This is a genomic window from Flavobacterium sp. CLA17 (genome assembly GCF_013112255.2).
GTDB lineage: Bacteria > Bacteroidota > Bacteroidia > Flavobacteriales > Flavobacteriaceae > Flavobacterium > Flavobacterium circumlabens.
Window position 1 is genome coordinate 1,310,993 of record NZ_CP068294.1, and the last position, 22,849, is coordinate 1,333,841.

Annotated in this window: 23 protein-coding genes; 9 read left to right on the plus strand and 14 right to left on the minus strand. The window is 36.0% G+C overall.

The window, feature by feature from the left end; genetic code table 11:
* The first annotated feature begins 5 nt into the window (after nt 1–5).
* Nucleotides 6–533, plus strand: coding sequence for a GNAT family N-acetyltransferase (locus HAV12_RS05845; protein ID WP_171568836.1), 528 nt, complete (start codon nt 6–8; stop codon nt 531–533).
* 99 nt (nt 534–632) lie between these two features.
* Here HAV12_RS05845 and HAV12_RS05850 read toward each other — a convergent pair whose 3' ends face one another.
* Nucleotides 633–1,154: a hypothetical protein gene (locus HAV12_RS05850; protein WP_132038086.1), complete on the minus strand. Its 522-nt coding sequence runs from the start codon at nt 1,152–1,154 to the stop codon at nt 633–635.
* A 507-nt stretch (nt 1,155–1,661) separates the two neighbouring features.
* On the opposite strand from HAV12_RS05850, the gene mtaB reads away from it, so the two are divergent.
* Nucleotides 1,662–2,996 carry a tRNA (N(6)-L-threonylcarbamoyladenosine(37)-C(2))-methylthiotransferase MtaB gene (mtaB, locus tag HAV12_RS05855; protein ID WP_171568837.1) on the plus strand — a complete coding sequence of 445 codons (1,335 nt, stop codon included), beginning with the start codon at nt 1,662–1,664 and terminating at the stop codon, nt 2,994–2,996.
* A gap of 173 nt (nt 2,997–3,169) precedes the next feature.
* Here the strand turns inward: mtaB and HAV12_RS05860 are convergent, their stop codons facing one another.
* The 8 genes from HAV12_RS05860 to HAV12_RS05895 form a co-directional block, all read right to left on the minus strand.
* Nucleotides 3,170–3,679 carry a hypothetical protein gene (locus HAV12_RS05860; protein WP_132038082.1) on the minus strand — a complete coding sequence of 170 codons (510 nt, stop codon included), beginning with the start codon at nt 3,677–3,679 and terminating at the stop codon, nt 3,170–3,172.
* A gap of 137 nt (nt 3,680–3,816) precedes the next feature.
* Nucleotides 3,817–4,533, minus strand: a complete 717-nt coding sequence (locus tag HAV12_RS05865; RefSeq protein WP_171568838.1) for a 3-ketoacyl-ACP reductase — start codon at nt 4,531–4,533, stop codon at nt 3,817–3,819.
* A gap of 112 nt (nt 4,534–4,645) precedes the next feature.
* Nucleotides 4,646–5,233, minus strand: coding sequence for an LURP-one-related/scramblase family protein (locus HAV12_RS05870; protein ID WP_132038078.1), 588 nt, complete (start codon nt 5,231–5,233; stop codon nt 4,646–4,648).
* 108 nt (nt 5,234–5,341) lie between these two features.
* Nucleotides 5,342–6,007, minus strand: coding sequence for a carboxypeptidase-like regulatory domain-containing protein (locus HAV12_RS05875; RefSeq protein WP_171568839.1), 666 nt, complete (start codon nt 6,005–6,007; stop codon nt 5,342–5,344).
* Between the two features lie 26 nt (nt 6,008–6,033).
* Complete coding sequence (locus HAV12_RS05880; RefSeq protein WP_171568840.1) at nt 6,034–6,999, minus strand: hypothetical protein; 966 nt, start codon at nt 6,997–6,999, stop codon at nt 6,034–6,036.
* A 2-nt stretch (nt 7,000–7,001) separates the two neighbouring features.
* Entirely contained in the window at nt 7,002–7,502 is a 501-nt protein-coding gene (locus HAV12_RS05885; RefSeq protein WP_132038127.1) for an RNA polymerase sigma factor, read from the minus strand.
* Nucleotides 7,503–7,848: 346 nt separating this feature from the next.
* Nucleotides 7,849–8,310, minus strand: coding sequence for a hypothetical protein (locus tag HAV12_RS05890; RefSeq protein WP_171568841.1), 462 nt, complete (start codon nt 8,308–8,310; stop codon nt 7,849–7,851).
* A gap of 11 nt (nt 8,311–8,321) precedes the next feature.
* The gene (locus HAV12_RS05895) at nt 8,322–9,158 is read right to left on the minus strand and encodes a hypothetical protein (RefSeq protein ID WP_171568842.1); all 837 of its coding nucleotides are present in this window, start codon (nt 9,156–9,158) and stop codon (nt 8,322–8,324) included.
* 275 nt (nt 9,159–9,433) lie between these two features.
* On the opposite strand from HAV12_RS05895, the gene HAV12_RS05900 reads away from it, so the two are divergent.
* On the plus strand, nt 9,434–10,309 hold the full coding sequence (locus HAV12_RS05900; RefSeq protein WP_171568843.1) for a PPK2 family polyphosphate kinase: 876 nt from the start codon (nt 9,434–9,436) through the stop codon (nt 10,307–10,309).
* A 73-nt stretch (nt 10,310–10,382) separates the two neighbouring features.
* Here the strand turns inward: HAV12_RS05900 and HAV12_RS05905 are convergent, their stop codons facing one another.
* The gene (locus HAV12_RS05905) at nt 10,383–10,895 is read right to left on the minus strand and encodes a hypothetical protein (RefSeq protein WP_132038068.1); all 513 of its coding nucleotides are present in this window, start codon (nt 10,893–10,895) and stop codon (nt 10,383–10,385) included.
* A 189-nt stretch (nt 10,896–11,084) separates the two neighbouring features.
* Here HAV12_RS05905 and HAV12_RS05910 point away from each other — a divergent pair, with 189 nt between their 5' ends.
* Genes HAV12_RS05910 through HAV12_RS05920 form a run of 3 tightly spaced genes read left to right on the plus strand, consistent with a single transcriptional unit; the run spans nt 11,085 to nt 14,700 of the window.
* Nucleotides 11,085–12,470 (plus strand): MATE family efflux transporter, encoded by a 1,386-nt coding sequence (locus HAV12_RS05910; RefSeq protein ID WP_171568844.1) that lies wholly within the window; start codon nt 11,085–11,087, stop codon nt 12,468–12,470.
* 27 nt (nt 12,471–12,497) lie between these two features.
* Nucleotides 12,498–12,725 (plus strand): hypothetical protein, encoded by a 228-nt coding sequence (locus HAV12_RS05915; protein WP_171568845.1) that lies wholly within the window; start codon nt 12,498–12,500, stop codon nt 12,723–12,725.
* Nucleotides 12,726–12,765: 40 nt separating this feature from the next.
* Nucleotides 12,766–14,700 carry an LTA synthase family protein gene (locus tag HAV12_RS05920; protein ID WP_171568846.1) on the plus strand — a complete coding sequence of 645 codons (1,935 nt, stop codon included), beginning with the start codon at nt 12,766–12,768 and terminating at the stop codon, nt 14,698–14,700.
* A 68-nt stretch (nt 14,701–14,768) separates the two neighbouring features.
* On the opposite strand, the gene meaB is transcribed toward HAV12_RS05920, so the two are convergent.
* From meaB to HAV12_RS05935, 3 genes are all read right to left on the minus strand, one after another.
* Nucleotides 14,769–15,866, minus strand: a complete 1,098-nt coding sequence (meaB, locus tag HAV12_RS05925; RefSeq protein WP_171568847.1) for a methylmalonyl Co-A mutase-associated GTPase MeaB — start codon at nt 15,864–15,866, stop codon at nt 14,769–14,771.
* Nucleotides 15,867–16,174: 308 nt separating this feature from the next.
* Nucleotides 16,175–16,816, minus strand: a complete 642-nt coding sequence (locus HAV12_RS05930) for an NAD(P)-dependent oxidoreductase (RefSeq protein ID WP_132038061.1) — start codon at nt 16,814–16,816, stop codon at nt 16,175–16,177.
* A gap of 55 nt (nt 16,817–16,871) precedes the next feature.
* Complete coding sequence (locus HAV12_RS05935) at nt 16,872–17,321, minus strand: Rrf2 family transcriptional regulator (RefSeq protein WP_238698783.1); 450 nt, start codon at nt 17,319–17,321, stop codon at nt 16,872–16,874.
* Nucleotides 17,322–17,396: 75 nt separating this feature from the next.
* Here HAV12_RS05935 and HAV12_RS05940 point away from each other — a divergent pair, with 75 nt between their 5' ends.
* The 3 genes from HAV12_RS05940 to HAV12_RS05950 all read left to right on the plus strand — a co-directional run bounded on the left by HAV12_RS05940 (nt 17,397) and on the right by HAV12_RS05950 (nt 20,279).
* Nucleotides 17,397–18,308 carry an AEC family transporter gene (locus HAV12_RS05940; RefSeq protein ID WP_171568848.1) on the plus strand — a complete coding sequence of 304 codons (912 nt, stop codon included), beginning with the start codon at nt 17,397–17,399 and terminating at the stop codon, nt 18,306–18,308.
* A gap of 20 nt (nt 18,309–18,328) precedes the next feature.
* Entirely contained in the window at nt 18,329–19,552 is a 1,224-nt protein-coding gene (locus tag HAV12_RS05945; protein WP_171568849.1) for an MFS transporter, read from the plus strand.
* Between the two features lie 88 nt (nt 19,553–19,640).
* Nucleotides 19,641–20,279 (plus strand): peroxiredoxin, encoded by a 639-nt coding sequence (locus HAV12_RS05950; RefSeq protein ID WP_132038056.1) that lies wholly within the window; start codon nt 19,641–19,643, stop codon nt 20,277–20,279.
* A gap of 112 nt (nt 20,280–20,391) precedes the next feature.
* On the opposite strand, the gene HAV12_RS05955 is transcribed toward HAV12_RS05950, so the two are convergent.
* Nucleotides 20,392–22,626 (minus strand): cation:proton antiporter, encoded by a 2,235-nt coding sequence (locus HAV12_RS05955; protein WP_171568850.1) that lies wholly within the window; start codon nt 22,624–22,626, stop codon nt 20,392–20,394.
* Nucleotides 22,627–22,849: the final 223 nt, after the last annotated feature.

Below are 22,849 nucleotides of genomic sequence, written 5' to 3' on the forward strand. Positions count from 1 at the left end.
TTCTGATGAAAGAGCCAATCGAAACGGAACGTTTACTCTTAAGGGAATTTCTTCTTTCGGATGTGGAAGGAATGTTTGAATTGGAATCTAATCCAAATGTGCATACCTATTTAGGAAATAAACCTATTACTCATATTGGTGAAAGCCTTGCTTACATTGAGTTTGTTCAGCAGCAATATAAAGATTTTGGCACAGGTCGTTGGGCAGTTATCCTAAAAGAAACCAATGAATTTTTGGGCTGGTCGGGAATCAAATTTATAACCACTGAAATCAATAATCATAAAGATTTTTATGAAATAGGCTATCGTTTCATCGAAAAACACTGGGGAAAAGGATATGCTACGGAAGCCGGAAAGGCTTTTATAGATTATGCTTTTAAGGTAATGAAAGCAGAGTATCTTTATGCGTATGCAAATGCCGGAAATGAGAATTCCAGAAGAATTTTAGAAAAGCTGGGGTTGCAATATGTAAATTCTTTTGAATATGAAGGAGAATCGGATGTTTGGTACGAATTAAAAAATCCAAACTTGTAAATCCTAAGAAATGCATCCCAAATCTTTTTAAACTTACTCCTGAAGATTTAAAAAGATTTGGAAAACAGCTCGAAGTTTATGTTTCTGAAATATTCAGAACTATTTTTTAGCTACAGAAACAAAATATTTATTTCCGTCACCCATTGTTAATTTTACGCGCTCATCGCAAAGATCAATTGCAAAATTTACACTCTCGTAACAAGTACAGGTTGTGTTTTTGTCTTTAGACATTTCTGTTTTACAATTGTTGTTTTTAAAAGTTGCCAATTGCGGTGTGTATAAACTAACTAAATCAGTAGAAGCAGTTACTAATGAGATAATACTTGCAGAATTATTATTGGTAATTCTGTAAACAATTCTATCCGTATAGTTCACTTCATTTACCATTACTTTGCGGATGTAAGTATATGCAGTAGATCCTTCTCCTGGTTCTTTTACTTCAAATTTAAACCCCACAGCACGAATTGCAATATCAAATTGTGATTGAGAATTTAAACTGGCCCAGCTTGTTAATGTACTAATTGATGGGAACGGATTAGTAGCCGGAGCAGCAGCAGTTTGCGCTTGCGAACTGAAAATGGTTAAGAACATCAAGCAGATTGTGGGTAAAAATGCTTTCATATAAGTTTGGAATTTTTAATTTTTGCCTACTCTTTATGGTTTTCGGCTTTCCCATTTTATTTTTATTAAACAAAACAACAACATAACGACAAAATATCAAAATTGTTATGGGAAAATCTGTTGTTAAATTAATTTATTTATGTTAAATTTTTAATTGCTTAACCTTTTGGGTCAAAAGCACTTTTTTCGAAAGTTAAATGTAAGAAAATTTTAATTTAATTTTAAAAAAAATGCATTTAATCGATATTATTTGCATTTAATCGATGTTTTTGTCATTTTATTCCTATTGAAATAAGATTTATAATCTTTTAAAGATAAAACTTATTTTAGATATTACCGGGTTCAATTTATAGTTTTTATGTCAAATTTAAATATTCGATTAATGCAAAATGTTGATATATAGTATATTATTGATTTTATTTTAAAGAATATTGTACGTAAATTTGCAAACTCCTCAATTGAGAATGTAAATATAATATGTTACTACTTAAAACGTAGTGTATTCCTATGGAAAATAGAAAAAAAGTTGCCTTTTATACGCTTGGTTGCAAACTGAACTTTTCAGAAACTTCCACAATCGCCCGAAATTTTAACGATGAAGGTTTTGATCGTGTCGATTTTGAAGAAATAGCAGACATTTATGTTATCAATACCTGTTCGGTTACAGAGAATGCCGATAAGCAATTTAAGCAGGTGGTAAAAAAAGCAATGAAACTTAACCAAAAAGCTTTTGTAGCCGCAGTTGGGTGTTATGCACAATTAAAACCCGAAGAATTAGCAGCTGTCGATGGCGTTGATTTGGTTTTGGGAGCGACCGAAAAATTTAAAATTACCGATTATATTCATGACTTAAGCAAAAACGATATGGGTGAAGTTCACTCATGCGAAATTGCCGAAGCCGATTTTTATGTGGGAAGTTATTCTATCGGTGACCGTACCCGTGCATTTTTGAAAGTACAGGACGGCTGCGATTATAAATGTACGTATTGCACAATTCCACTTGCAAGAGGAATTTCGCGAAGTGATGACCTTGAGAATGTTTTGCAAAATGCAAAAGAAATATCGACTCAGAACATTAAAGAAATTGTTTTAACCGGAGTAAATATCGGTGATTACGGAAAAGGGGAATTCGGAAATAAAAAACACGAACATACGTTTCTTGATTTAGTTCAGGCTTTAGACAAAGTAGAAGGAATTGAACGTTTGCGAATTTCATCCATTGAACCTAACCTGTTGAAAAACGAAACAATTGATTTCGTATCCAAAAGCAGAACTTTTGTTCCGCATTTTCATATTCCGTTACAATCCGGAAGCAATGATATCTTAAAGTTGATGAAACGCCGTTATTTACGTGAAGTTTATACAGAACGTGTCAATAAAATTCGCGAAGTAATGCCACATGCCTGTATTGGTGTAGATGTTATCGTTGGTTTCCCCGGTGAAACGGATGAGCACTTTTTAGAAACGTACCATTTCCTGAATGAAATGGATATTTCCTATTTACACGTATTTACCTATTCGGAAAGAGATAATACCGAAGCCGCAAATATGCCCGGAATTGTTCCTGCAAACGTAAGAGCAAAACGCAGTAAAATGTTACGTGGTTTATCAGTCAAAAAACGTCGTGCTTTTTATGAAAGCCAAATAGGAACGAACAGGACTGTTTTGTTTGAAAGTGAAAATAAAGAAGGTTACATTCACGGTTTTACCGAAAATTACGTAAAAGTAAAAACACCCTGGAATCCGGAATTAGTGAATACCTTACAGGAAATTAATCTGACGAAAATAGACGAAGACGGAAGCGTTCGCCTGGAATTTCTAAATAAATTGGCGGAAGCGTAAAAAACGAATTGTGTGTCATTTCGACTGTAGGGAGAAATCACACAAGTAAAACCGTTGCTAATTCAGCCAATCTTTGTCGAATTGCTAGTGTGATTTCTCCCTACGGTCGAAATGACAAAATAAAACAGAAAAGCCCTTTAATAAAGGGCTTTTCTGTTTTATAAAAGGGCATATTATTTCTCCTCTTCCTGAATTACTAATTTCAGGGAATTGATATAATCCGTGTCAAATTCAATTACTCTTATTTTTTGCGGATTAAAGCTTAATTCACCTCCAAATTTTCCTCTGGTGTCCACGAAGTCAATGGTGAGTTCTTCGTCGGTTAATTCCAGTAATTTACCTAAATAAGCAGATTTGGCAGATTTTTTTGAAATCTGGAAAATACCGTACTTATTAGTGAGAAAATTTACGATAGAAGCCAGATCCCTAATCGGAATAATATCTTCCGCATTTGTTTTTAAACCTTTCATTCGGATTACTTTTTCAGTAAAAGCAAGATCCTGATCTCTGTGAACGGCTTCGATATTTTTGTTTTTTAAAATCACGAAACCATCAAGGATATAATCAACGGGATTATTCCGCAATAAAATCCAGTCATCGGAATAGTCAATAAGGAATCCGGTAAAAATTTCTTTTTTGTCTGTGAATTCTATCGCAATTAATTGTCTTAGGTATTGTTCCATCCTGTTTGTTTTAAAATTCCAATCTCTGTATTCTGGTGAAAATTCCAAATTCCAAACTCTAAATTCCAAACTCCAAATTCTAATTAAACGAGTAGTTGGACTTTGGAATTTAAAAATTTTGGAATTTATTTTTTAATCTAAGGATTTGTAGACCAGATACTGCTGTTTTTAATAAAGACCCTGCGGCTTAATTTAAGTTGGGCAACAATCAATTCGGCGATATCTTCCGGCTGCATTACTTTGTCAGGATTTCCGTCCGTTAAATTTAAATCCAATGCCAGATCGGTAGCCACAGTGCTTGGTGTTAATGCGGTTACGCGAATATTATGCTTTCTCATTTCCTGCATTAGAGAATCAGTTAAACCTAAAACGGCAAATTTAGAAGCACTGTAGGCACTTGTCAAGGCATTTCCGTTTAAACCTGCGGTAGACGAAATGTTGATGATGTCACCGGTTTGTCTTTCAATCATATTTGGCAAAACAGCGCGGGTCGTGTAATACGTTCCCATCAAATTGACCTGAATTATTTTCTCCCAGGCAGTTGGTTCTAATTCAAGGAACTTTCCAAAAGCAGCAATACCGGCATTATTAATTAAAATATCAATGTTGGTAAATTCGGCCAAAGATTTTTCTACCGCTTTATTGATAGAATTAATATCTGAAACATCGGCGCTTAAAGCCATCGCCTTAACCCCTAAACCCGAAATTTCAGCACTTAGTTGATCTACATCGGCCTGGGTTCTTGAAATCAGGATTACGTTTACGCCTTCTTTGGCTAAAGCTATAGCGATCGCTTTTCCGATTCCTTTTCCGGCGCCGGTAATCAGGGCATTTTTATTTTTTAAATCTGTCATGGTCGTATTTTTTGAAATGCAGAAAGCATCATTCTTAGTGACACAAAAATAATTCTTTTGATTGCTAAAATGATGCTTTCCGTTGTTTCTTAATCTAAGTTTAACAACTTTCTTATTCTTTCAGAACCATATCAATACACATGACAGCTCCAAGGATTAATTGTCTAAGCGGACTGTCAGCAGGTACATTTTCTTCAATTTGCAGCACATAATTGTCAGCACTGGTAAAAAGCTCTTTCCCCATTCCTGCCCATTTTTTGCTTACCTGAGCCAATTGCCTGTTCTCATGCGAAAATTTAAAATCCCAGCCCGTCCATTTTCCCTGAAGGGTCGCACACGGTCTTTCATTTTTATCCAGAATTTCGAATTTCCCTCCAAAAGAGAAGAATTTTTGCTTGAAAGTTCCAATTAAACGATCTTTTTCATCCAGAACTTCAACAGTCGAACGGAAAACCGCCACGCCACGTCTCACCGTAATTAACTTTTCACCTGAAGCGGTTGTAATTTCAACATCAAAGGGAGTCATTCTTTTATAATCAGTAAAACGAAATACTTTTGTGAAAAAGCCCAGGTTGTTTTCGCGGCAATTCATAATGATCTGATTGGTTTCCGGATCATAAACATCATAGTTGTTAGCAGCTTTAAACATACCAACATGCTCTTTTACAAGGAATAAATTCTGATTTAAAATAGGATTCATTAAATTTTATTTAAAGTTAATTTATAAAGGCTTTTATTAAAAAACCAAATGTAGTAAAATAACGACATGAACCCTAAAGCGATTTCAAACACTTTTCAATAATAATTTTTAATCTTTCTGATCTTCTTTTTTGAGAAAAGGAACGGAAGTTTTATTTAAGTCAGTGTCTATTTCTTCCTTTGTAAGATTCTTATAAATTTCGTTTTTTGTACTTATAATGATGGCTCCGTAATAAGCTCTCGGCCCATAGAGAGAAGTAGCCTCGATTTCTTTTAAGACACTAAGATTCTGAATGTCATTCGGATTGATTTTTGCTATTTGCCGGGATTGTACAGGAACCCCGTCAACAATATACAGCGGTTCTTTGTTGGATGGAATAGTATCAGGATTTCTGGTTGCAGAATCTTTTAGTGGGAGATACTGTTTCTTGTTTTTTTTATCAGCGATTTCCGGATTATAACCATATGTTTCCAGGAGCGGAGGAGTGGCGGTTAATTTTACATTAATAATCTTTTTAGTTCCGACGACTTTTTTTTGTATTTCATACCCCACATAACTAAAAACAAGTGTGTCTCCTTTTTGGGCAGCAATTGTATATTTCCCATCAAAATTGGTAGATGCTTCTTTTCCTGATTGTTTAATTGTAACGTGCGTTCCGGGAAGCAGAACGGAATTGTAATCTGAGACAGTGCCGCTTATCGTTTTTTGCTGCGCAACGGATAGGAAACCTACGAGCATAGACAGGACTAATGAAAAAAGTTTTAGACTTCTCATAATAGTAAATTTAAGTTAAGTTTTAGCTATTGCTGCGAAGCTGGTTTTCCTGTTTTGGTAGTGATTATTACCACTCCTTTTTTTCCTTTTTCACCGTATTTTTCGGTGGCTTCAAGATCCTGCAGAATGGTAATCGTTTTTATTTCCTGTTTGTTTAAGGGAGCATAAGGACTTTTTGGGTTCTTTCCGAATAAATCATTTTCCGAATAGTAATTTCCGTCAATAATGTATAAAGGTTCTTCTAATACAACCAGTGATTCTACATTTTCAGGATTTAAGTTGGAAAGCTCTCCCTGCATCATTTTGTCTCTTTTCGCATCATCTGTATGGGAAATTGCTTTTCCGTTCAGGATCACCAGAGGGGCACTTTTTTTAGCCATCTGGGTTTCTTTTTCAGCAACAGCCATTCGATAGGATTCACCTCTCAGAGGTTTTGAAACCGCAGCAGGAGCAAAGGCTTTGTCTTTTTCAACTGAATCTTCTTCACTTGAATAACCGGAAGTTACAGAGGGAGCGGGAGCAGCGGCTTCGTCAGCAGCCATTGACGGTCCTGTTTCGTAAGCGATTTTATCGTTGTTATAATTTTGTGTTTCCTGAAGGGCAACTTTTTCCTGTTTTTTAATTTGGTTATTCAGGATTTCTGTAGCTTCCGCTTTTGGGATTATTTCGGATTCTTCAGAAGTTGCGATTTTATTTTTTCCTAAATTAGTTTCCTGAATTGGCTCTTTTTGAATTTCGTTAGTGACTACCTTAGTTTCTTCAATAGTTGAATTGTTGTTTGTTTTTATAAATTGAGAACCTATAGAAATAACCAATAACAGAGAAGCGGCGATTGCAATTTTTTTCCATAAGGCAATTGTTTTTTTATCTTCTTTTTTGTCCAGTTTTTCTTCAACACGGGACCAGACCTTGTCCATTGCAGCAAAATCTTTGCTTTCGGCGTTATGCGAAGCTTCTTTTATTTTTTCGAATAATTTATCCTGATTGTCCATGACTATTTTGCTTTTTGATAATACAATTTGTTTACTAATTCCTTTAGCTTGGTTTTTGAAGCATTCAATTGTGATTTTGAGGTGCCTTCGGAAATGTTCAGCATAGCGGCTATTTCTTTGTGTCCGTAACCTTCTATGACAAAAAGGTTAAAGACCGTTTTACAGCCGTCGGGAATATGGTTTAATAAATTGAGTAAATCCTCTTCTTCTAAATGATTGATTTCTTCCGTAAAAGGTTGTGACAGCAATTTGACATCATCAAGATACATATTGAAATTTGTATTTTTCTTAATGGTTGCCAAACAATGGTTCACGGTTATTTTTCTGGCCCAGGCCTCAAAAGCCTGAACTTCTTTGAGCTGTTCTATTTTGGTGAATATGGTATAGAAAGCATCGGCCAAAGCTTCTTCTATTTCTTCTTCCTTTTTTAGGTATCGCTTGCAGAGACGATACAGCTTTGGAGCCATATACTCATACACCTGACGCTGCGCATCACGTTGCATTTTTTTGCAGTTGGAAATCTGAGTTTCGTTTATCACAATTGTTGTCTTTATACTAAAGAGGGTTAAAAAGATAAAAAGGTTGGGATGATGATGATTTTTTTTTTAAAGGTTCAAAGGTTCAGAGTTGCAAAGCGACAAAGGTTTATCGTAGAGGGGCGCAGCAGCGGTTCTAACGCTGTAGAGGCGTACAGCAGTGCATCTCCTCTCTCATCCCTGTTAAAATATATTGAATTTACTTAACCGGCAAACTCAATTTAAAAATCTTAGTTTCCAAAAGTTCGTTATCATTATCCTTGCAAAGCAAAAATTCAATTTTGTTGTTTTCGCTTTTGTAGAAAGTTAACTTTCAAATTTGTTGATGCCATTTTTCAATTTTTTTAATTGATTCGATATCGGTTTTTGGATTAGAATTTAAGCCTAGGTTAATTTGTGTTTTTGAAATATAAGAGTTCAAAAAAATTATTGCATAACCACCCACTTCAGCATTATCAGTTAACATACTTGAAGAGAATATATTCATATATCCACAACATTTTTGTTTAGAATACATAATCGAAATTAGATATTCAACATCTTTTGCCTTTACCCAATTATCAGGAAATTCTCCAGTCATTGTTACAGCATTCAGTTTGGAATTTTCTTTATATCTCTCTGTGAAAAGAGCAATAAATGACTTTGGATCCAAATCTTTTGGTTTTAAAGGCTTTAAGTTTTCCATTTGTGGTTTATTTATTTTGAAATCATAAAATAGATAACTGCCACCTAAAAGAATTAAAAGTATAGTTAATGAAAGAATTATTTTTCTCATAAAAATTATTGTTACTTAACCGGCAAACTCAATTTAAAAATCTTCGTTTCCAATAGTTCTGTATCATTGTCCTCGCAAAGCAGAAATTCAATTTTATTGTTTTCTTTTTTGTAGAAAGTCAAACCTTCGAATTTGTTAGTGGACGTTATTTTTTGCGTGAAATCGATTTTCATGGTTTTGAGATCGATGCGTCCGATGAAGCTTCCGAGGATTTCTCCGTCGTCGTAAGTAGATTGGGTATCTTCGGCTGTTGAAAGGAAATAGATTTTGTCTTCGACTAAAATCGCATCGGTAAAACTGGAACGCACACCTTTTATTTTGGGCAGTTTATAGTTGGTGGCTACCAATGCAAATTCTTCCCCTAAATTTTTAGCGTGAATGGTGAAAATGGTGTTTTTGTTAGAAACTCCGTTTCCGCGATTGAATAAATACCAGTTTTCTCCATCGAAAATAGCGCCTTCAAGGTTGAAATCTTCCGGTTTTATTTCTCCAAAACTTTGCATTAAACCGTATAAATCGACCAGATTATTTTTTTGTAAAATGGTTTTGGTTTTCAGATCGAACGCAATCATTTTGTTTCTGTTCTCGGTAGAACCCGAGCCAAAAACATATAAGGTGTCGTTGTGGTGGGTAATGGATTCGAAATCCGGTTTCAGGTTTTTAGGAATGTTCTGTGATGGATTATCCATTAAAGGATGGTGGCTTAATTGCTGGTCCTGCAGATTGTATTCGTATAAGAATCCACTGTTGTCACCAATGATATAAAGGGAATTGTTATTGAAAAACAAGCCTGATGCCGAACCGATTCCGATGATTTGAAATAATATTTCTAAAGTGAATTTTTCCATGAATTTTGTTTTGTAAAAGAGTGCCCAGCCCTGATAGCAATGAAAATACTTTGAGGAGAAATTGTATTTTTTCCGGCAGAACAAAGCGACCAACGGAAGCTCTTGTTGTGGCTTGGAAAAAAACAATTTATTGAAAAAGTATTGCAATGAATAGCAGGAATATGCTTCGTAAAAGTACTATATTTACTATTACGATAAAACGGAATGTTATGAAATTACCCTTAATATGCGGTAATAACAGATGAAATACCACTAAATACATAAAATTTACAAATATGAAATCGATAGACCCGAATGATTTTAAAGTTGTTAAGAAAATAAGTTTAAAGAGTATTCCGACTTTGCTGGATATAAAGGCAGATGATGAAGAAAAAGAAGAAAAACTGGATAAGGTTCAGGCGAAACTGAGCGACTTGCAGGACGTTATGTATTCGCACAATAAATACAGCGTTTTGATTTGCCTGCAGGGAATGGATACTTCGGGAAAAGACAGCCTGATTCGGGAGGTTTTTAAGGAATTTAATCCGCGTGGTGTGGTGGTGCACAGTTTTAAGACACCGAATTCATCGGAACTGGAGCACGATTATTTATGGAGACATTATATTGCACTTCCCGAAAAAGGAAAGTTTGCGATTTTCAACAGAACCCATTACGAGAATGTGCTCGTAACACGTGTGCATCCGGAATTTCTTTTAAGTGAAAATCTGCCCGGAATCAATTCGGTAAAAGATATCAAACCAAAATTTTGGAAAAACAGGATTGAGCAAATCAATAATTTCGAAAAACATATTGCCGCAAACGGAACTATTGTCATGAAATTTTTCCTGCATCTGAGCAAAGAAGAACAACGGGAGCGATTGTTGCGCCGTCTGGAAGAAGGAAAACACAATTGGAAATTTTCCCCCGGGGATTTAAAAGAGCGTGAACATTGGGAGGAATACCAGAAATATTATGAACAGGCCATCAATAAGACATCAAAAGAACACGCGCCCTGGTATATTGTTCCTGCCGATGATAAGGAAATGGCCCGATATATTGTAGCCAAAATTATCTGGGAAGAAATGCAAAAATATACGGACATTAAAGAACCGGAACTGGATGATGAAATAAAAGCCAATTTTGAATTGTATAAAAAGCAACTGGCGAAATAAAATAAAAAACCCGACAGCCTATGAGCAACTGTCGGGTTTTACCAAAAACAAAAGAATAAAAATAAATGTATTTTTACAAATCAAAACCATAGGCTACGCGCAATGCTACCTGATTGGTTCTGAAATCGTGATAGTCTTCATAACGAACACTAAGATCGATGTACTTATTGGCGTACCCGATTCCCGGAGCCCATAAAAATGTTGTGTCGTTGTAACCGTTCGTAACAGCGAAACCGGCACCGACTTCACCTAAAACATAAAATTGGTCTTCCCATACAAAGGCTTTAAAACCTACTTTTGCCGGAATAAATCCAAGATCCTTAGCGTCATCTCCTTTAAATAAATTCGTAAAACCTGTAGTCAGTGTTAATGACGTTCTTTTGGTTAAATCATATTGCAGACGCACATCTCCGCCAAGTGCCCAATCATAATCCTTGTCAGTTGGTATTCCGCCATTTATTCCAAATCCTAATCTGAATCCCTGATCGTAATTTTTAATTTCACTGTCCTGAGCGAAAGTTGTGTTGGCGTATAATAAAGTAATAAGTGCAAGGCATAACATTTTTAGATTTCCTGATTTCTTCATGACAATTTTTTTTAATTATTTAATGGTGTAAAAGTAAAATCCAGGGGTTGGGAGTTTGTTATACAATTTTTTGCAATTGTTATATAATCTCGGTATTATGAAGCATATTCTTAATATTCGCTTATGTTTTTGATAATAGAAAAGAATTCAAAGCTTCTCAGTATCTTTGCCGACTTAAAAGCAGTAAAATTGAATTTAAAAAATTACACAAAAGAGTTTTCTTATAATCTAAGATTGGCGTATCCCATTATTCTGGGAATGGTCGGACACACCTTAATAGGTATTGTCGATAATATAATGGTAGGGAAATTAGGGAGTACCGAACTCGCAGCAGTTTCGCTGGGAAATAGTATGATTTTCATAGCCCTGTCATTAGGAATAGGATTTTCTACCGCTATAACTCCGATTGTAGCAGAGGCTGATGCCGAAAAAAATCCATCAAAAATTCGTGCTGCGTTTCACCACGGATTGTTTTTATGTACCATTTTAGGCGTTTTGCTTTTTGGATTAATCGTGCTGGCAATGCCTTTGATGGAATTACTGCACCAGCCGGCCGATGTTATTGTTTTGGCAAAACCGTATCTGGCCTGGGTTGCCTTTTCATTGGTACCGCTTATCATATATCAGGGTTACAAACAATTTGCTGACGGATTATCAATGACCAAATACTCGATGTACGCGATTATTATGGCGAATGTAATTCACGTTGGGATTAACTATATGCTAATTTACGGCGTCTGGATTTTTCCTAAAATGGGAATTGTCGGTGCTGCTTTAGGAACGGTAATTTCAAGGATTATGATGGTGCTGTTTATGCACATTATCTTGTCGAGAAGAGAACAGCTTAAAACTTATTTTGAGAATTTTAGTTTTGAGGAAATCAAAAAAGAAACCCTTAGAAAAATTATAAACTTAGGTTTGCCATCGGCCATGCAGATGCTTTTTGAAGTAGTACTTTTTACCGCTTCCATCTGGCTTTGCGGCAATATCGGAAAAACAAGTCAGGCGGCCAATCAGGTGGCTTTAAGTCTTTCGTCCCTGACTTTTATGTTTGCTATGGGACTGAGTGTTGTTTCTATGATTCGTGTCAGTAACCAGAGAGGTCTTATGGATTATAAAAATTTGGTAGTCGTAGCACGATCTGTTTTTTTACTTTCCATTATTCTCGAAGTAGTTTTTGCAGCGGTGTTTATCGCTTTTCATAGTATTTTGCCTTATCTTTTTCTGAATATGGAAAATACATTACAGCTTACAGACAATACAGAAGTAATCGAAATTGCTTCCAAATTACTTTTAATAGCCGCAGTTTTTCAGATTTCAGATGGAATTCAGGTCGTGGTCTTAGGTGCTTTGCGAGGTTTACAGGATGTGAAGATACCCATGTACATTACTTTTGTGTCGTATTGGGTGATCGGTTTTCCAATTTCGTACTATTTGGCAGCATACACGCCGTGGAAAGCACAGGGAGTCTGGATTGGGCTTTTGGCGGGATTAACTTCAGCCGCTATATTCCTGTACATTCGTTTTCATTACTTAACCAAAAAATTACTTAATAATTCAGTTGCAAATAACTAAATTTGAAACTTAAAAAAATAAATAAAAATGGAATTACCTAAATTTTTACTCGGAGATAACACTGATTTTCCGGATGATATTTTTATCGTTCACCTTGATTATCCAAGATTTATTATCAACCTTAAAGATGATGAGGTTGAATTTATGGAAGAACCTGAAGATCTTGATGAAGCAGAACTAAATGCCGAAATGGAAGGCCTGATTGTTCTGGCAAATGAATTTTACGACAGAGAAATAAACCGTTACGAAGAGTAATTTTATTTTGGATGTATCTTTTAAGCTCTAAATCTTTCTGATGAAAAAATTAAGTTATTTAAAACCTGTTTTTAATTTTATAGCAATCGGATTGCTAATTACTACTTTAAGTCGAATATTTTTATTTTTTATTTTTAAAGACAGAGTCGTTGAAACGCTAAACTTCTGGTATATTTTTCCAATCGGTCTGCGAATGGATCTGATATTGTTATGTTACCTGTCTTTTCTTCCGGCCGTATTGATTACATTTCTTCCGAATAAATGGCTGAAGTTTACCAATAACTTCCTGGTGATTTACAGCTTTTTATTCCTGTTCCTGATTCTTTTTGTAGAATTGGCCTCGCCTGATTTTGTAAAACAATACGACACCCGTCCGAATAAGATTTTCTTAGATTATCTGATTTATCCAAAAGAAGTGGTCGGGATGCTTCTGAAAAGTTACCTGACTTCTATAATTGTCACATTCCTTATTTTGGGACTGATCTTGTATTTTGCCTTCAAAAAAGGAAAAAAACTTTTTCATACCACCAGTACAGCCTATAAATTGAAATTGATGGTTTTTCCATTAGTGGCTTTTTTATTGTTTTTTGGAGCGCGTTCAAGTCTGACTTCCAAGCGACCAATCAATGCCAGTAATGCTGTTTTTTCTACAGATCAGCTGACCAATACTTTGGGATTGAATTCTTTTTATACCGTTGCTTTTGCTGCGTATTCTATTAAAAATGAAGGAAATACCAAAATGTACGGTAAAATGGAAGAAGCAGAAGCGATTGCCCGTGTAAAAAAATACATGATCGCCGGACCAACTGATTTTACCGATGCTGAAATTCCATTTCTGCATGTGCAGCAACCCGATACAACGGTACAGCAACCCTATAATCTGGTGATCTTTTTGCAGGAAAGCTTAGGGGCAGAGTATGTTGGGATTTTAGGTGGGAAACCGTTAACACCTGAATTTGATAAATTATCGAAAGAAGGGTTATTGTTTACCAATTTGTATTGCACTGGAACCCGAAGCGTACGTGGAATCGAAGCTGTTGTAACAGGATTTCTGCCTTCACCATCTGAAAGCGTCGTGAAATTAGGAAACTCCCAACAAGGATTTTTTACCCTGGCCGATGCCTTAAAACAAAAAGGATACGAAACCAGTTTTATTTATGGCGGAATGGCCAATTTTGATAATATGGCTTCTTTTTTCAACGGAAATGGTTTTCAGGATATTGTTGATCAGGAAGATTTTGAATCTGATGGAAATAAATATGCTTTCAAAGGAACATGGGGCTATTCTGATGAAGATTTAGTGACCAAAGCAAACAATTATTTTAAGGCAAAAGGTAATAAACCTTTCTTTTCCTTAATGTTTTCGACTTCAAATCACGAACCTTTTGAATATCCGGCTGGAAGAATAAAACCATTCGATCAAAAGCCTGCTACAGTGAATAATGCTATGAAATATGCGGATTTTTCGATTGGAAAATTCTTCGAAATGGCTAAAAAAGAAGCTTATTTTAAAAATACGATTTTCATTGTCATCGCCGATCACAATACAAGAACATACGGAAAGAATTTAGTGCCGATCAATAAATTTCATATTCCGGCCTTAATTATAGGGCCCGGAGTTCAAAAAGGAGCAGTATACAGTAAACTGGCGAGCCAGATTGATATTCCGCCAACTTTATTGGGTTATTTAGGAATTCCGTTTGAAACTCCTATGGTGGGAAGAAACCTGAATAAACTAGAGGCTAAAGTTCAGGGAAGATCCATTATGCAATTTAACGATATCAACGCCTTCAGAGTAGAAAATCAGGTTGTGATTATGCAGCCCAATTTGAAGCCACTCCAATTCGAAATCAAAAACGACACGACCTTAATTCCTGTAAAACTAAACGAAGAATTAGCAAAAGATGCTTTGGCTCACGTTATTACAGCAGGGAATTTATATAAGGAGAATAAATATAAGCTTAGAAAGAAATAGGTTTAAAGGCTCAAAGTAACAAAGGTTCAAAGGGACAGAGTAAAAATCTTTGTGTCTTTGAACCTTTGTTACTTTGTCCCTTCCTCAAAATACAACCTCAACAAACGCTGAGCAGCTGCGAAAGGTGATAATTCATCGTTTTGTACTGCTTTTTTGTTTTGTTCCAGTTGTGTGATTATTTCGGGTTTATTGTAGAAGTTTAGTTTCAGTTGTTCGTTTATGGTTTCCATCATCCAAAACTGATTCTGGTCTTTTCGTTTTTCCTGAAAATATCCGGTTTCATTGGTCATTTCGAAATAAGAGGAAATAGTATCCCAGATTTCAGGAATTCCATCGTTTGTAATCGCACTGCAAGTGGTCACTTTGGGCTGCCAGGTTGATTTATTAGGTGGAAATAAATGCAAAGCCCTGTTGAATTCCAGTTTCGCCTGATTGGCTTTTTTAATATTATCACCATCCGCTTTGTTGATGACAATAGCATCAGCCATTTCCATAATACCCCGTTTGATTCCCTGAAGTTCATCGCCTGCACCGGAAATTTTCAATAAGAGGAAAAAGTCAACCATACTGTGCACGGCAGTTTCACTTTGCCCTACACCAACAGTTTCTATAATAATAGTATCAAAACCTGCGGCTTCGCACAAAATAATCGATTCACGGGTTTTTCTCGCTACTCCGCCTAACGTATCTCCGGAAGCGCTGGGTCTTATAAAAGCATTTTCGTCCTTTACCAATTCTTCCATTCGGGTTTTGTCCCCTAAAATACTTCCATGCGAAAGAGAACTGCTAGGGTCAACTGCCAATACGGCAACTTTTTTCCCCAAAGCGGTCAGGAATTTTCCAAAAGCTTCTATAAAAGTACTTTTTCCAACACCCGGAACACCGGTAATTCCGATCCGTATCGATCGATTGGCATGCGGAAGACAGCCTTTGATGACGTCATTTGCTTTTTCAGCATGTTCAGGATGGGTGCTTTCTACTAAAGTAATAGCACGGCTTAAAGCAGTTCTGTTTTGATCCAGAATTCCCTTTATTAATTCATCAGAAGAAGGTTGTTTTCTTCTGTTTATCTGAATCTGACTAATAGCAGTACTATTGGTGATTTCAGGAGGTGAAATCCCGGCTTTTTCTTGCAAACTGCCTGATTGTTTTTTTAAACTTGACAAACTGTACTTTTTAGTTTTGTAAAAGTACAGAAAACAAAAACAGTTTCAAAAAGTTAGTTTGCCACGAATTTCACGAATTCCACGAATTTTTTATTGGAAAGATAAGTTGTGATTGTCATCCTGAAGGAGGAAGGAACACACTAGATGCTCTACAAATATTGGTGACTTGCTATTCAGAGTTACGTGTGTGATTCTTCTTCCGTCAGGATGACAAAATGCAATAAAAAATTCGTGAAAATCAGTGTAATTCGTGGCAGATTACTTAGAACCTCAGGGCCTCAGGGCCTCAGGACCTCAGAACCTTTCTCTTAATATCCCGCTGTAAAACGAACCTGGTGGTGTTTTGCATTTTCTGCTTCATCGGCAATAACCACTGCTAAATCTTCCACAGAAAGAATACTTCTTTGTTCATCATTAAAAACCGGGTTTTCTAAACCTAAACGGTATTTTCCTGTTCTGCCGGTTGTAATTCCCTGATGCATTTCAAAAGCCGGACTAAAAAACGCCCAGTCTAACTCTTTTTCTTCTTTAATGATGTTCAGATAATCTCTGGCAGCACTTGCAGCAGTATAGTATTCTTTTGGAAAATCCGGAGTGTCAACAGCCTGTAAACCCGGAGCAACAAATAAACTTCCGCCTCCGCCAATAACGATGAAACGTTTTACACCTGATTTTTTTACCGCTTCCTGAATTGCTTTTGAACCTGCAATAAAGTCATCATAGATATTTGGGTTGGTCCATCCTGCGTTGTAAGCAGAAATGATAACATCGTTTCCTTTTAGAACTTCTGCCAAAGCATCAACATTAAAAATATCCGCAGCAACCCAATTTACATTTGATGCTTCTTTTGGAGTTCTGGCAATCGCTGTGATGTCCTGGTTTCTTGATGCTAATTCGCTTAAGATAGCTGAGCCAACAAATCCTGTAGCTCCAATAATTGCAATTTTCATAATATATAATTTAATTAGTAATAAAAAATGTTACAGTTTAGTGTAAAAAAAGGTTTTAAAACTGACTTGAAAAATCTTCCAGTGTAATTTTCTTCAATTGTAAACCTACTTTTTCGTTGATATCGGCATATAGCTCAGACAAATTCTGATTGACTTTTTTGCCAACAGGACAGTCTGGGTTTGGTTGATTTTTGGCATATCCTAAATTAATATTATCGAAAGTAAGTTCGAATATTTCTTTTAAAGTAATATCTGAAGCTTCTTTCAATAATTTTGTACCCCCGTTCTTGCCTTCTTTACTTTCTACAATATGATGTGCTTTCAGATTCGCGATCTCTTTACGAACCAAAACAGGATTTAGGTTCATGCTTCCTGCAATAAATTCGGATGACAAAAAATCATTGGGGAATTTAGTGAGTAAAGTTAAAATGTGAATCGTTATGGCAAACTTACCTGAAATCATACTGTAATAAAATATGTTACAAATGTAAAGCGTTTTATCCATTAAAAAAAGATTTTAACTAAAAATTAATGTTCTTCAGTGTTTTATAAATTCTTATTTTTGTCAGGAACCTGCATTATGAACAACTTCATTTTAATATTCTTCTTTTTGAGTTTAGGCTTGCTTTTGCAAAGAGTAAAGCAATTTCCAAGCCATATCTATAAGATTTTAAATAAGATTGTTATTTATCTTTGTCTGCCTGCGATTACCTTATATCATATTCCAAAAATAAAATGGAATCCGGAATTGTTATTTCCGATAGGGGCAGGCTGGATTTGTTTTCTGTTGGCTTTTATCTTTTTCCATTTTTTAGGAAGACGAATGGGCTGGTCGAATAAACTTATCGGCTGCATGATTTTAACCGCCGGATTAAGTAATAGTTCTTTTCTTGGTTATCCGATAATTGAAGCTTTATTTGGAAAAAAAGGTTTAGAAACAGCAGTTTTGGTTGATCAGCCGGGAACATTTGTTGTGGTCTCGACGTTGGGCATTTTTGTGGCTGCTTTTTATTCTAAAGGAACTCCGGATGCTTTGGGTATTCTAAAAAAGGTAGCTCTTTTTCCACCATTTCTCACTTTTGTTTTGGCCTGCCTGATGAATGTTTTTCAGTTTGAATTTAAGGAGGACTTGCAACCTGTTTTATTGAAAATTGGAAGTTTTGTTACACCTTTGGCTTTGCTTTCAGTAGGTTTACAGCTTACTTTTGACCGGAAAAGCAGGCATTGGAAATTTTTGCGACTCGGACTTTTTTATAAATTAATTTTCGCTCCTCTGGTAATCCTTGTTTTATATGTTGTGATATTAAAACAGCATTCTGAGGGGATTAAAATTACCATTATGGAAATGGCAATGGCACCCATGATAACCGGTGCAATTTTGGCCTCCACTTACGGATTAAAACCTAAATTAAGCAGCATGATGATTGGTTTCGGAATACCAGTTTCCTTTGTCACACTGGCTGTTTGGTATTTTATCGTTAGTTTTATATAATTTTTTTTGCTTATCACATTATGAATTCATCTACCCAGACTACTGCAATTGACAGCAGTGCTTTAGCCCAAAAAACAGTTTATTCGGTATTATTTTCAATTGCATTTGCCCATTTGCTAAATGATTTAATGCAATCCGTAATTCCATCGACATATCCGATTCTGAAAGAAAATTTCAACCTGAGTTTTACCCAAATCGGATTGATAACGTTTGTTTTCCAACTGACAGCCTCTTTATTGCAGCCTTTTATTGGATTTTATACTGATAAAAAACCAAAACCGTATTCCTTGGTAGCAGCGATGCTTTTTACCATTTTAGGATTAGGGCTATTATCAATTTCAACTTCGTTTGTAATGATATTGGTTTCAGTGGCTTTAGTCGGAATTGGTTCTTCTATTTTTCATCCTGAAGCTTCCAGGGTTGCCTTTTTGGGGTCAGGCGGAAAACGTGGTCTGGCACAGTCTATCTTTCAGTTAGGCGGAAATGCCGGTAGTGCAGTCGGACCTTTATTGGTAGCCGTAGTCGTGGCACCACATGGACAATCATATGTAATCTGGTTTGTAATTGCAGGCATTATCGGAATAGGCATTTTGTCAAGAATCGCTGTTTGGTACGAAAACCATATGAGTTTAAGGGCTGCCAAAAAAACATCTTTGGAAGAAGAAACGGTTGACTTATCGAATAGAAAAATTACGATTTCGATTATTGTCTTGTTGCTGTTAATCTTTTCGAAGTTCTTTTATATGGCCAGTATGTCCAGTTATTTTACTTTTTATTTAATGAGTAAATTCTCTTTGGGAATTCAGGAATCACAATATTACTTATTTATTTTCTTAGCTTCTGTAGCGGCAGGAACTTTAATCGGAGGTCCGTTGGGAGATCATTTTGGAAGAAAATATATCATTTGGTTTTCTATATTAGGAGCTGCACCCTTTACGCTGCTTCTGCCTTACGCCAATTTATTCTGGACAGGCGTTCTGGCCGTTATTATCGGAATTGTGATTGCTTCTGCATTCTCGGCTATTTTGGTGTATGCGCAGGAATTAAAACCCGGAAAAGTCGGAATGATTTCAGGTTTGTTTTTTGGCTTTGCCTTCGGAATGGGCGGTTTGGGTTCTGCTATTTTAGGCTATATCGCTGATAAAACAAGTATCGAATACGTGTATACCATTAGTTCGTACTTACCTTTAATAGGTGTCCTTGCCTATTTTTTACCTAATATTCAACAGAAGAAAAAAAGTTAATTATCTTAATATTGATAGAAAAAGTAGAGTTTAGTTTTTTTTAATTATTTTTTTTAAGTAATTTTAGAGGAACTAAAAACTTTAAATTATGTCAACATTAAGATTAGGCGATATAGCTCCGGATTTTCAGGCCGAAACAACAGAAGGAACAATCCATTTTCATGAATGGTTAGGCGATTCGTGGGGCGTTTTATTTTCACATCCTGCAGATTTTACTCCTGTTTGTACAACTGAATTAGGTACAGTTGCCAATTATGTTCCCGAATTTACAAAAAGAAATACAAAGGTAATCGCGTTGAGCGTTGATGGTTTGGAGTCTCACAAGGAGTGGATCAAAGACATTAATGAAACTCAAAATACAACGGTTAATTTTCCGATAATCGCTGATGAGGATAAAAAAATTGCGACTTTATACGATATGTTACATCCAAACGCAAGCGAGAAATTTACGGTGCGTTCTGTTTTTGTTATCGGAGCTGATAAAAAAATTAAACTGACGCTGACTTATCCGGCTTCTACCGGAAGAAATTTTGACGAATTGCTCCGTGTTATAGATAGTTTGCAATTAACAGCCAATTACAGCGTAGCAACTCCAGCAAACTGGAAAGACGGAGAAGATGTGGTTATTACACCTGCAGTTCCCGATAGTGATATTCCCGCCAAATTCCCAAAAGGGCATACAGCAATAAAACCTTATCTGCGCATGACTCCGCAACCTAATAAATAAGGTGCTGAGGTGCTGATTTATAAGGTTCTAAGTTTTTAAGTAGAAAAACTTAGAACCTTATTTTTTATTAGTAATTCTTTAAAAAGCCTTAGTTTCTTAGTTCCTCAGCACCTTAGAACCTTAATAAATCAGACATTCTTTTTTTATCTCCAACAACCCAAAGGATATCGTTTTTCTCTAAGACCAAACTGGATTCCGGATTTAATATCCTGTTTCCGTTTCGCTCGATTCCAACAACCATCCCGTTTGTTTTAGATCTGAACTGTCCAATAGATTTTTGAATGAATTCTTCCTGCGAAACTTCCAGCTGACGCAATACGATATTACTTTCTTCTACTTTTTCGGGAGCCTCCATTTCATGTTGATTTAGAAACTTCGTAAATTCAGTCACCTGGGCATCAGTGCCAATAACACAAATTTCATCGCCGGGGAACAGACGTTCGTTTTTAGTGGGAATAGGTATCGTAACTTCTCCACGTTTTATATAGGCAATGTTGATGCCTAATTGCTCCCTGATTCTTAATTCTTCCAGGGTTTTACCTGCCAGATTTGATTCTTTCCCAATATCAAAAAATGACATGTGTCCGTCCCAGGGCATTAAGTTAGCATATCTTCTGTCAATTTTTTTGTTTTCACGATCGTTCAGGTTTTTCAAAAAGTGATTTTCTATTTTATGATATTGTTCGTTCAGTTTTTTAGGGAATATCTGATAAACTCCTATTGCAATAACCAAAGCGATCAATGCAATTAAAGGGGAGAAGAAAATATTAAGTAAAAATCCAACAAAGAACAGACCCAGACTCATTCTGATTAGAATCAGCATCAAGAGTGCGCCTCTGTATTTTCGTTCTGACCACAATTCGTCAACTTCTTCTTCTGCTATACGTCGCAGCGAGAGCGCCCATAAAAACGGCGCAATCACTACCAGAGTAATAAGTGCGGCCAAAGTATTTCCGAATCGGGTATCAATAACCAGTGGTGCTATGAATTTTGAAGACAATAAAATAACTGCCATAATAATAATAGTATGTAAAACAATCTGAAGAATATAAGCATTCAGGACTTTTTGCCACGTGCTGACTGATTTTATAGCCTGAGCATTTACACTGTAACGGTTGATATTTTTAACCCATTTTTTCGGAAGTTTTCGCTCCAGAATTTCTGAAAAAGGAACTGCGTATTTTACCATAAACGGAGTGGTAAAGGTAGTAACGGCAGAAACCGCGACCACTACCGGATATAAAAACGAACTGGTAACATTTAAAGTCATTCCGAGTGTGGCGATAATAAATGAGAACTCACCAATCTGAGACAAACTCATTCCGGTTTGTACCGACTGTTTTAAAGGTTGTCCGGCCAATAAAGCTCCAATGGTAGAACTTACAGATTGCCCCACAATTGTTATCAGCGTTAAAATTGCGACCGGAAGGGCATGTTTATAAAGCATTTTGGGGTCTATTAACATTCCGACTGATACAAAAAAGATAGCCCCAAATAAATCCTTAACGGGTTTTATTAAGTGTTCTATATGTTCAGCCTGAGTAGTTTCGGCGATAATGGATCCCATTATAAAAGCACCCAAAGCGGGAGAAAAACCAACATTAGATGCGAAACTTACCATCATTAAACATAAGGCAAGTGAAATGATAAGGAGCATTTCATCTGTCAGTAAATGTTTGGCTTTTTTAAGAAGCGTCGGAATAAAAAAGATACCGCCCACAAACCAGGCCGTTAAAAAGAAAATCAACTTTAGAACCGACATCATTAATTCACTACCCGAAAATTGCTGACTTACGGCAATTGTCGAAAGTAAAACCATCATTAAAATAGCGACAATGTCCTGCACTATTAAGGATCCGATAACAATTCCGGCAAATTTCTGCGCTTTTACGCCAAGCTCATCAAAGGTTTTTAAAATGATTGTAGTGGAAGAAATAGATAAAATAACACCCAGAAAAATACAGTCCATCTGCGACCAGCCCATCCATTGTCCGGCGAGATAGCCGAGAATAACCATCGTGATAATCTGTGTGATGGCAGTTATAGAGGCTGTTCCTCCTACTTTCATTAATTTTTTAAAACTAAATTCGAGTCCAAGGCTAAAGAGGAGAATAATTACTCCAATCTCCGCCCAGACTTCAACGCTCTTCATTTCTGTAATCGAAGGAAAAAAATCAAAGTGGTTTCCAGCCAGGAATCCTGCAATTAGATAGCCTAAAACAAGTGGCTGTTTCATTTTTTTAAATAATAGTACAGCAATTCCGGCGGTAATCAGAATTAATCCGAGGTCGCTAATTAAGGGTTGTAAATGGTGGGTAGTTGCGGCTGCGGCGTTTAAGGTAATCATATAAAGAGGGTATTTTTTCAAAAGCTTAGTCCCGGCATTCCATTCCAAGCTTTTACTCAAAATACCTTATTTTTCAATTCCGTTAGAGAAGCTTCCAATGGTCGCTCTGTAACAGCCAAAAAAATATAGTTTTTTTATAAAAGGCTTTTTATTTTAATCTGGGCTAACTTCCAATTGGATTTAATAAAAAAAGCTATCGTTAAAGATAGCTTTTTTTGAGAGA

Bases quoted from the DNA above. Each gene is read 5' to 3' on its own strand.
- HAV12_RS05955 (WP_171568850.1), bottom strand. From the start codon at position 22,626: ATGATTACCTTAAACGCCGCAGCCGCAACTACCCACCATTTACAACCC.
- HAV12_RS05930 (WP_132038061.1), bottom strand. From the start codon at position 16,816: ATGAAAATTGCAATTATTGGAGCTACAGGATTTGTTGGCTCAGCTATC.
- HAV12_RS05885 (WP_132038127.1), bottom strand. From the start codon at position 7,502: ATGCAACGTGATGCGCAGCGTCAGGTGTATGAGTATATGGCTCCAAAG.
- HAV12_RS05895 (WP_171568842.1), bottom strand. From the start codon at position 9,158: ATGGAAAAATTCACTTTAGAAATATTATTTCAAATCATCGGAATCGGT.
- HAV12_RS05945 (WP_171568849.1), top strand. From the start codon at position 18,329: ATGAATTCATCTACCCAGACTACTGCAATTGACAGCAGTGCTTTAGCC.
- HAV12_RS05905 (WP_132038068.1), bottom strand. From the start codon at position 10,895: ATGAAGAAATCAGGAAATCTAAAAATGTTATGCCTTGCACTTATTACT.
- HAV12_RS05850 (WP_132038086.1), bottom strand. From the start codon at position 1,154: ATGAAAGCATTTTTACCCACAATCTGCTTGATGTTCTTAACCATTTTC.
- HAV12_RS05935 (WP_238698783.1), bottom strand. From the start codon at position 17,321: ATGGATAAAACGCTTTACATTTGTAACATATTTTATTACAGTATGATT.
- HAV12_RS05950 (WP_132038056.1), top strand. From the start codon at position 19,641: ATGTCAACATTAAGATTAGGCGATATAGCTCCGGATTTTCAGGCCGAA.
- HAV12_RS05860 (WP_132038082.1), bottom strand. From the start codon at position 3,679: ATGGAACAATACCTAAGACAATTAATTGCGATAGAATTCACAGACAAA.
- HAV12_RS05845 (WP_171568836.1), top strand. From the start codon at position 6: ATGAAAGAGCCAATCGAAACGGAACGTTTACTCTTAAGGGAATTTCTT.
- HAV12_RS05900 (WP_171568843.1), top strand. From the start codon at position 9,434: ATGAAATCGATAGACCCGAATGATTTTAAAGTTGTTAAGAAAATAAGT.
- mtaB (WP_171568837.1), top strand. From the start codon at position 1,662: ATGGAAAATAGAAAAAAAGTTGCCTTTTATACGCTTGGTTGCAAACTG.
- HAV12_RS05875 (WP_171568839.1), bottom strand. From the start codon at position 6,007: ATGAGAAGTCTAAAACTTTTTTCATTAGTCCTGTCTATGCTCGTAGGT.
- HAV12_RS05915 (WP_171568845.1), top strand. From the start codon at position 12,498: ATGGAATTACCTAAATTTTTACTCGGAGATAACACTGATTTTCCGGAT.
- HAV12_RS05865 (WP_171568838.1), bottom strand. From the start codon at position 4,533: ATGACAGATTTAAAAAATAAAAATGCCCTGATTACCGGCGCCGGAAAA.
- HAV12_RS05940 (WP_171568848.1), top strand. From the start codon at position 17,397: ATGAACAACTTCATTTTAATATTCTTCTTTTTGAGTTTAGGCTTGCTT.
- HAV12_RS05920 (WP_171568846.1), top strand. From the start codon at position 12,766: ATGAAAAAATTAAGTTATTTAAAACCTGTTTTTAATTTTATAGCAATC.
- HAV12_RS05890 (WP_171568841.1), bottom strand. From the start codon at position 8,310: ATGAGAAAAATAATTCTTTCATTAACTATACTTTTAATTCTTTTAGGT.
- HAV12_RS05880 (WP_171568840.1), bottom strand. From the start codon at position 6,999: ATGGACAATCAGGATAAATTATTCGAAAAAATAAAAGAAGCTTCGCAT.
- HAV12_RS05870 (WP_132038078.1), bottom strand. From the start codon at position 5,233: ATGAATCCTATTTTAAATCAGAATTTATTCCTTGTAAAAGAGCATGTT.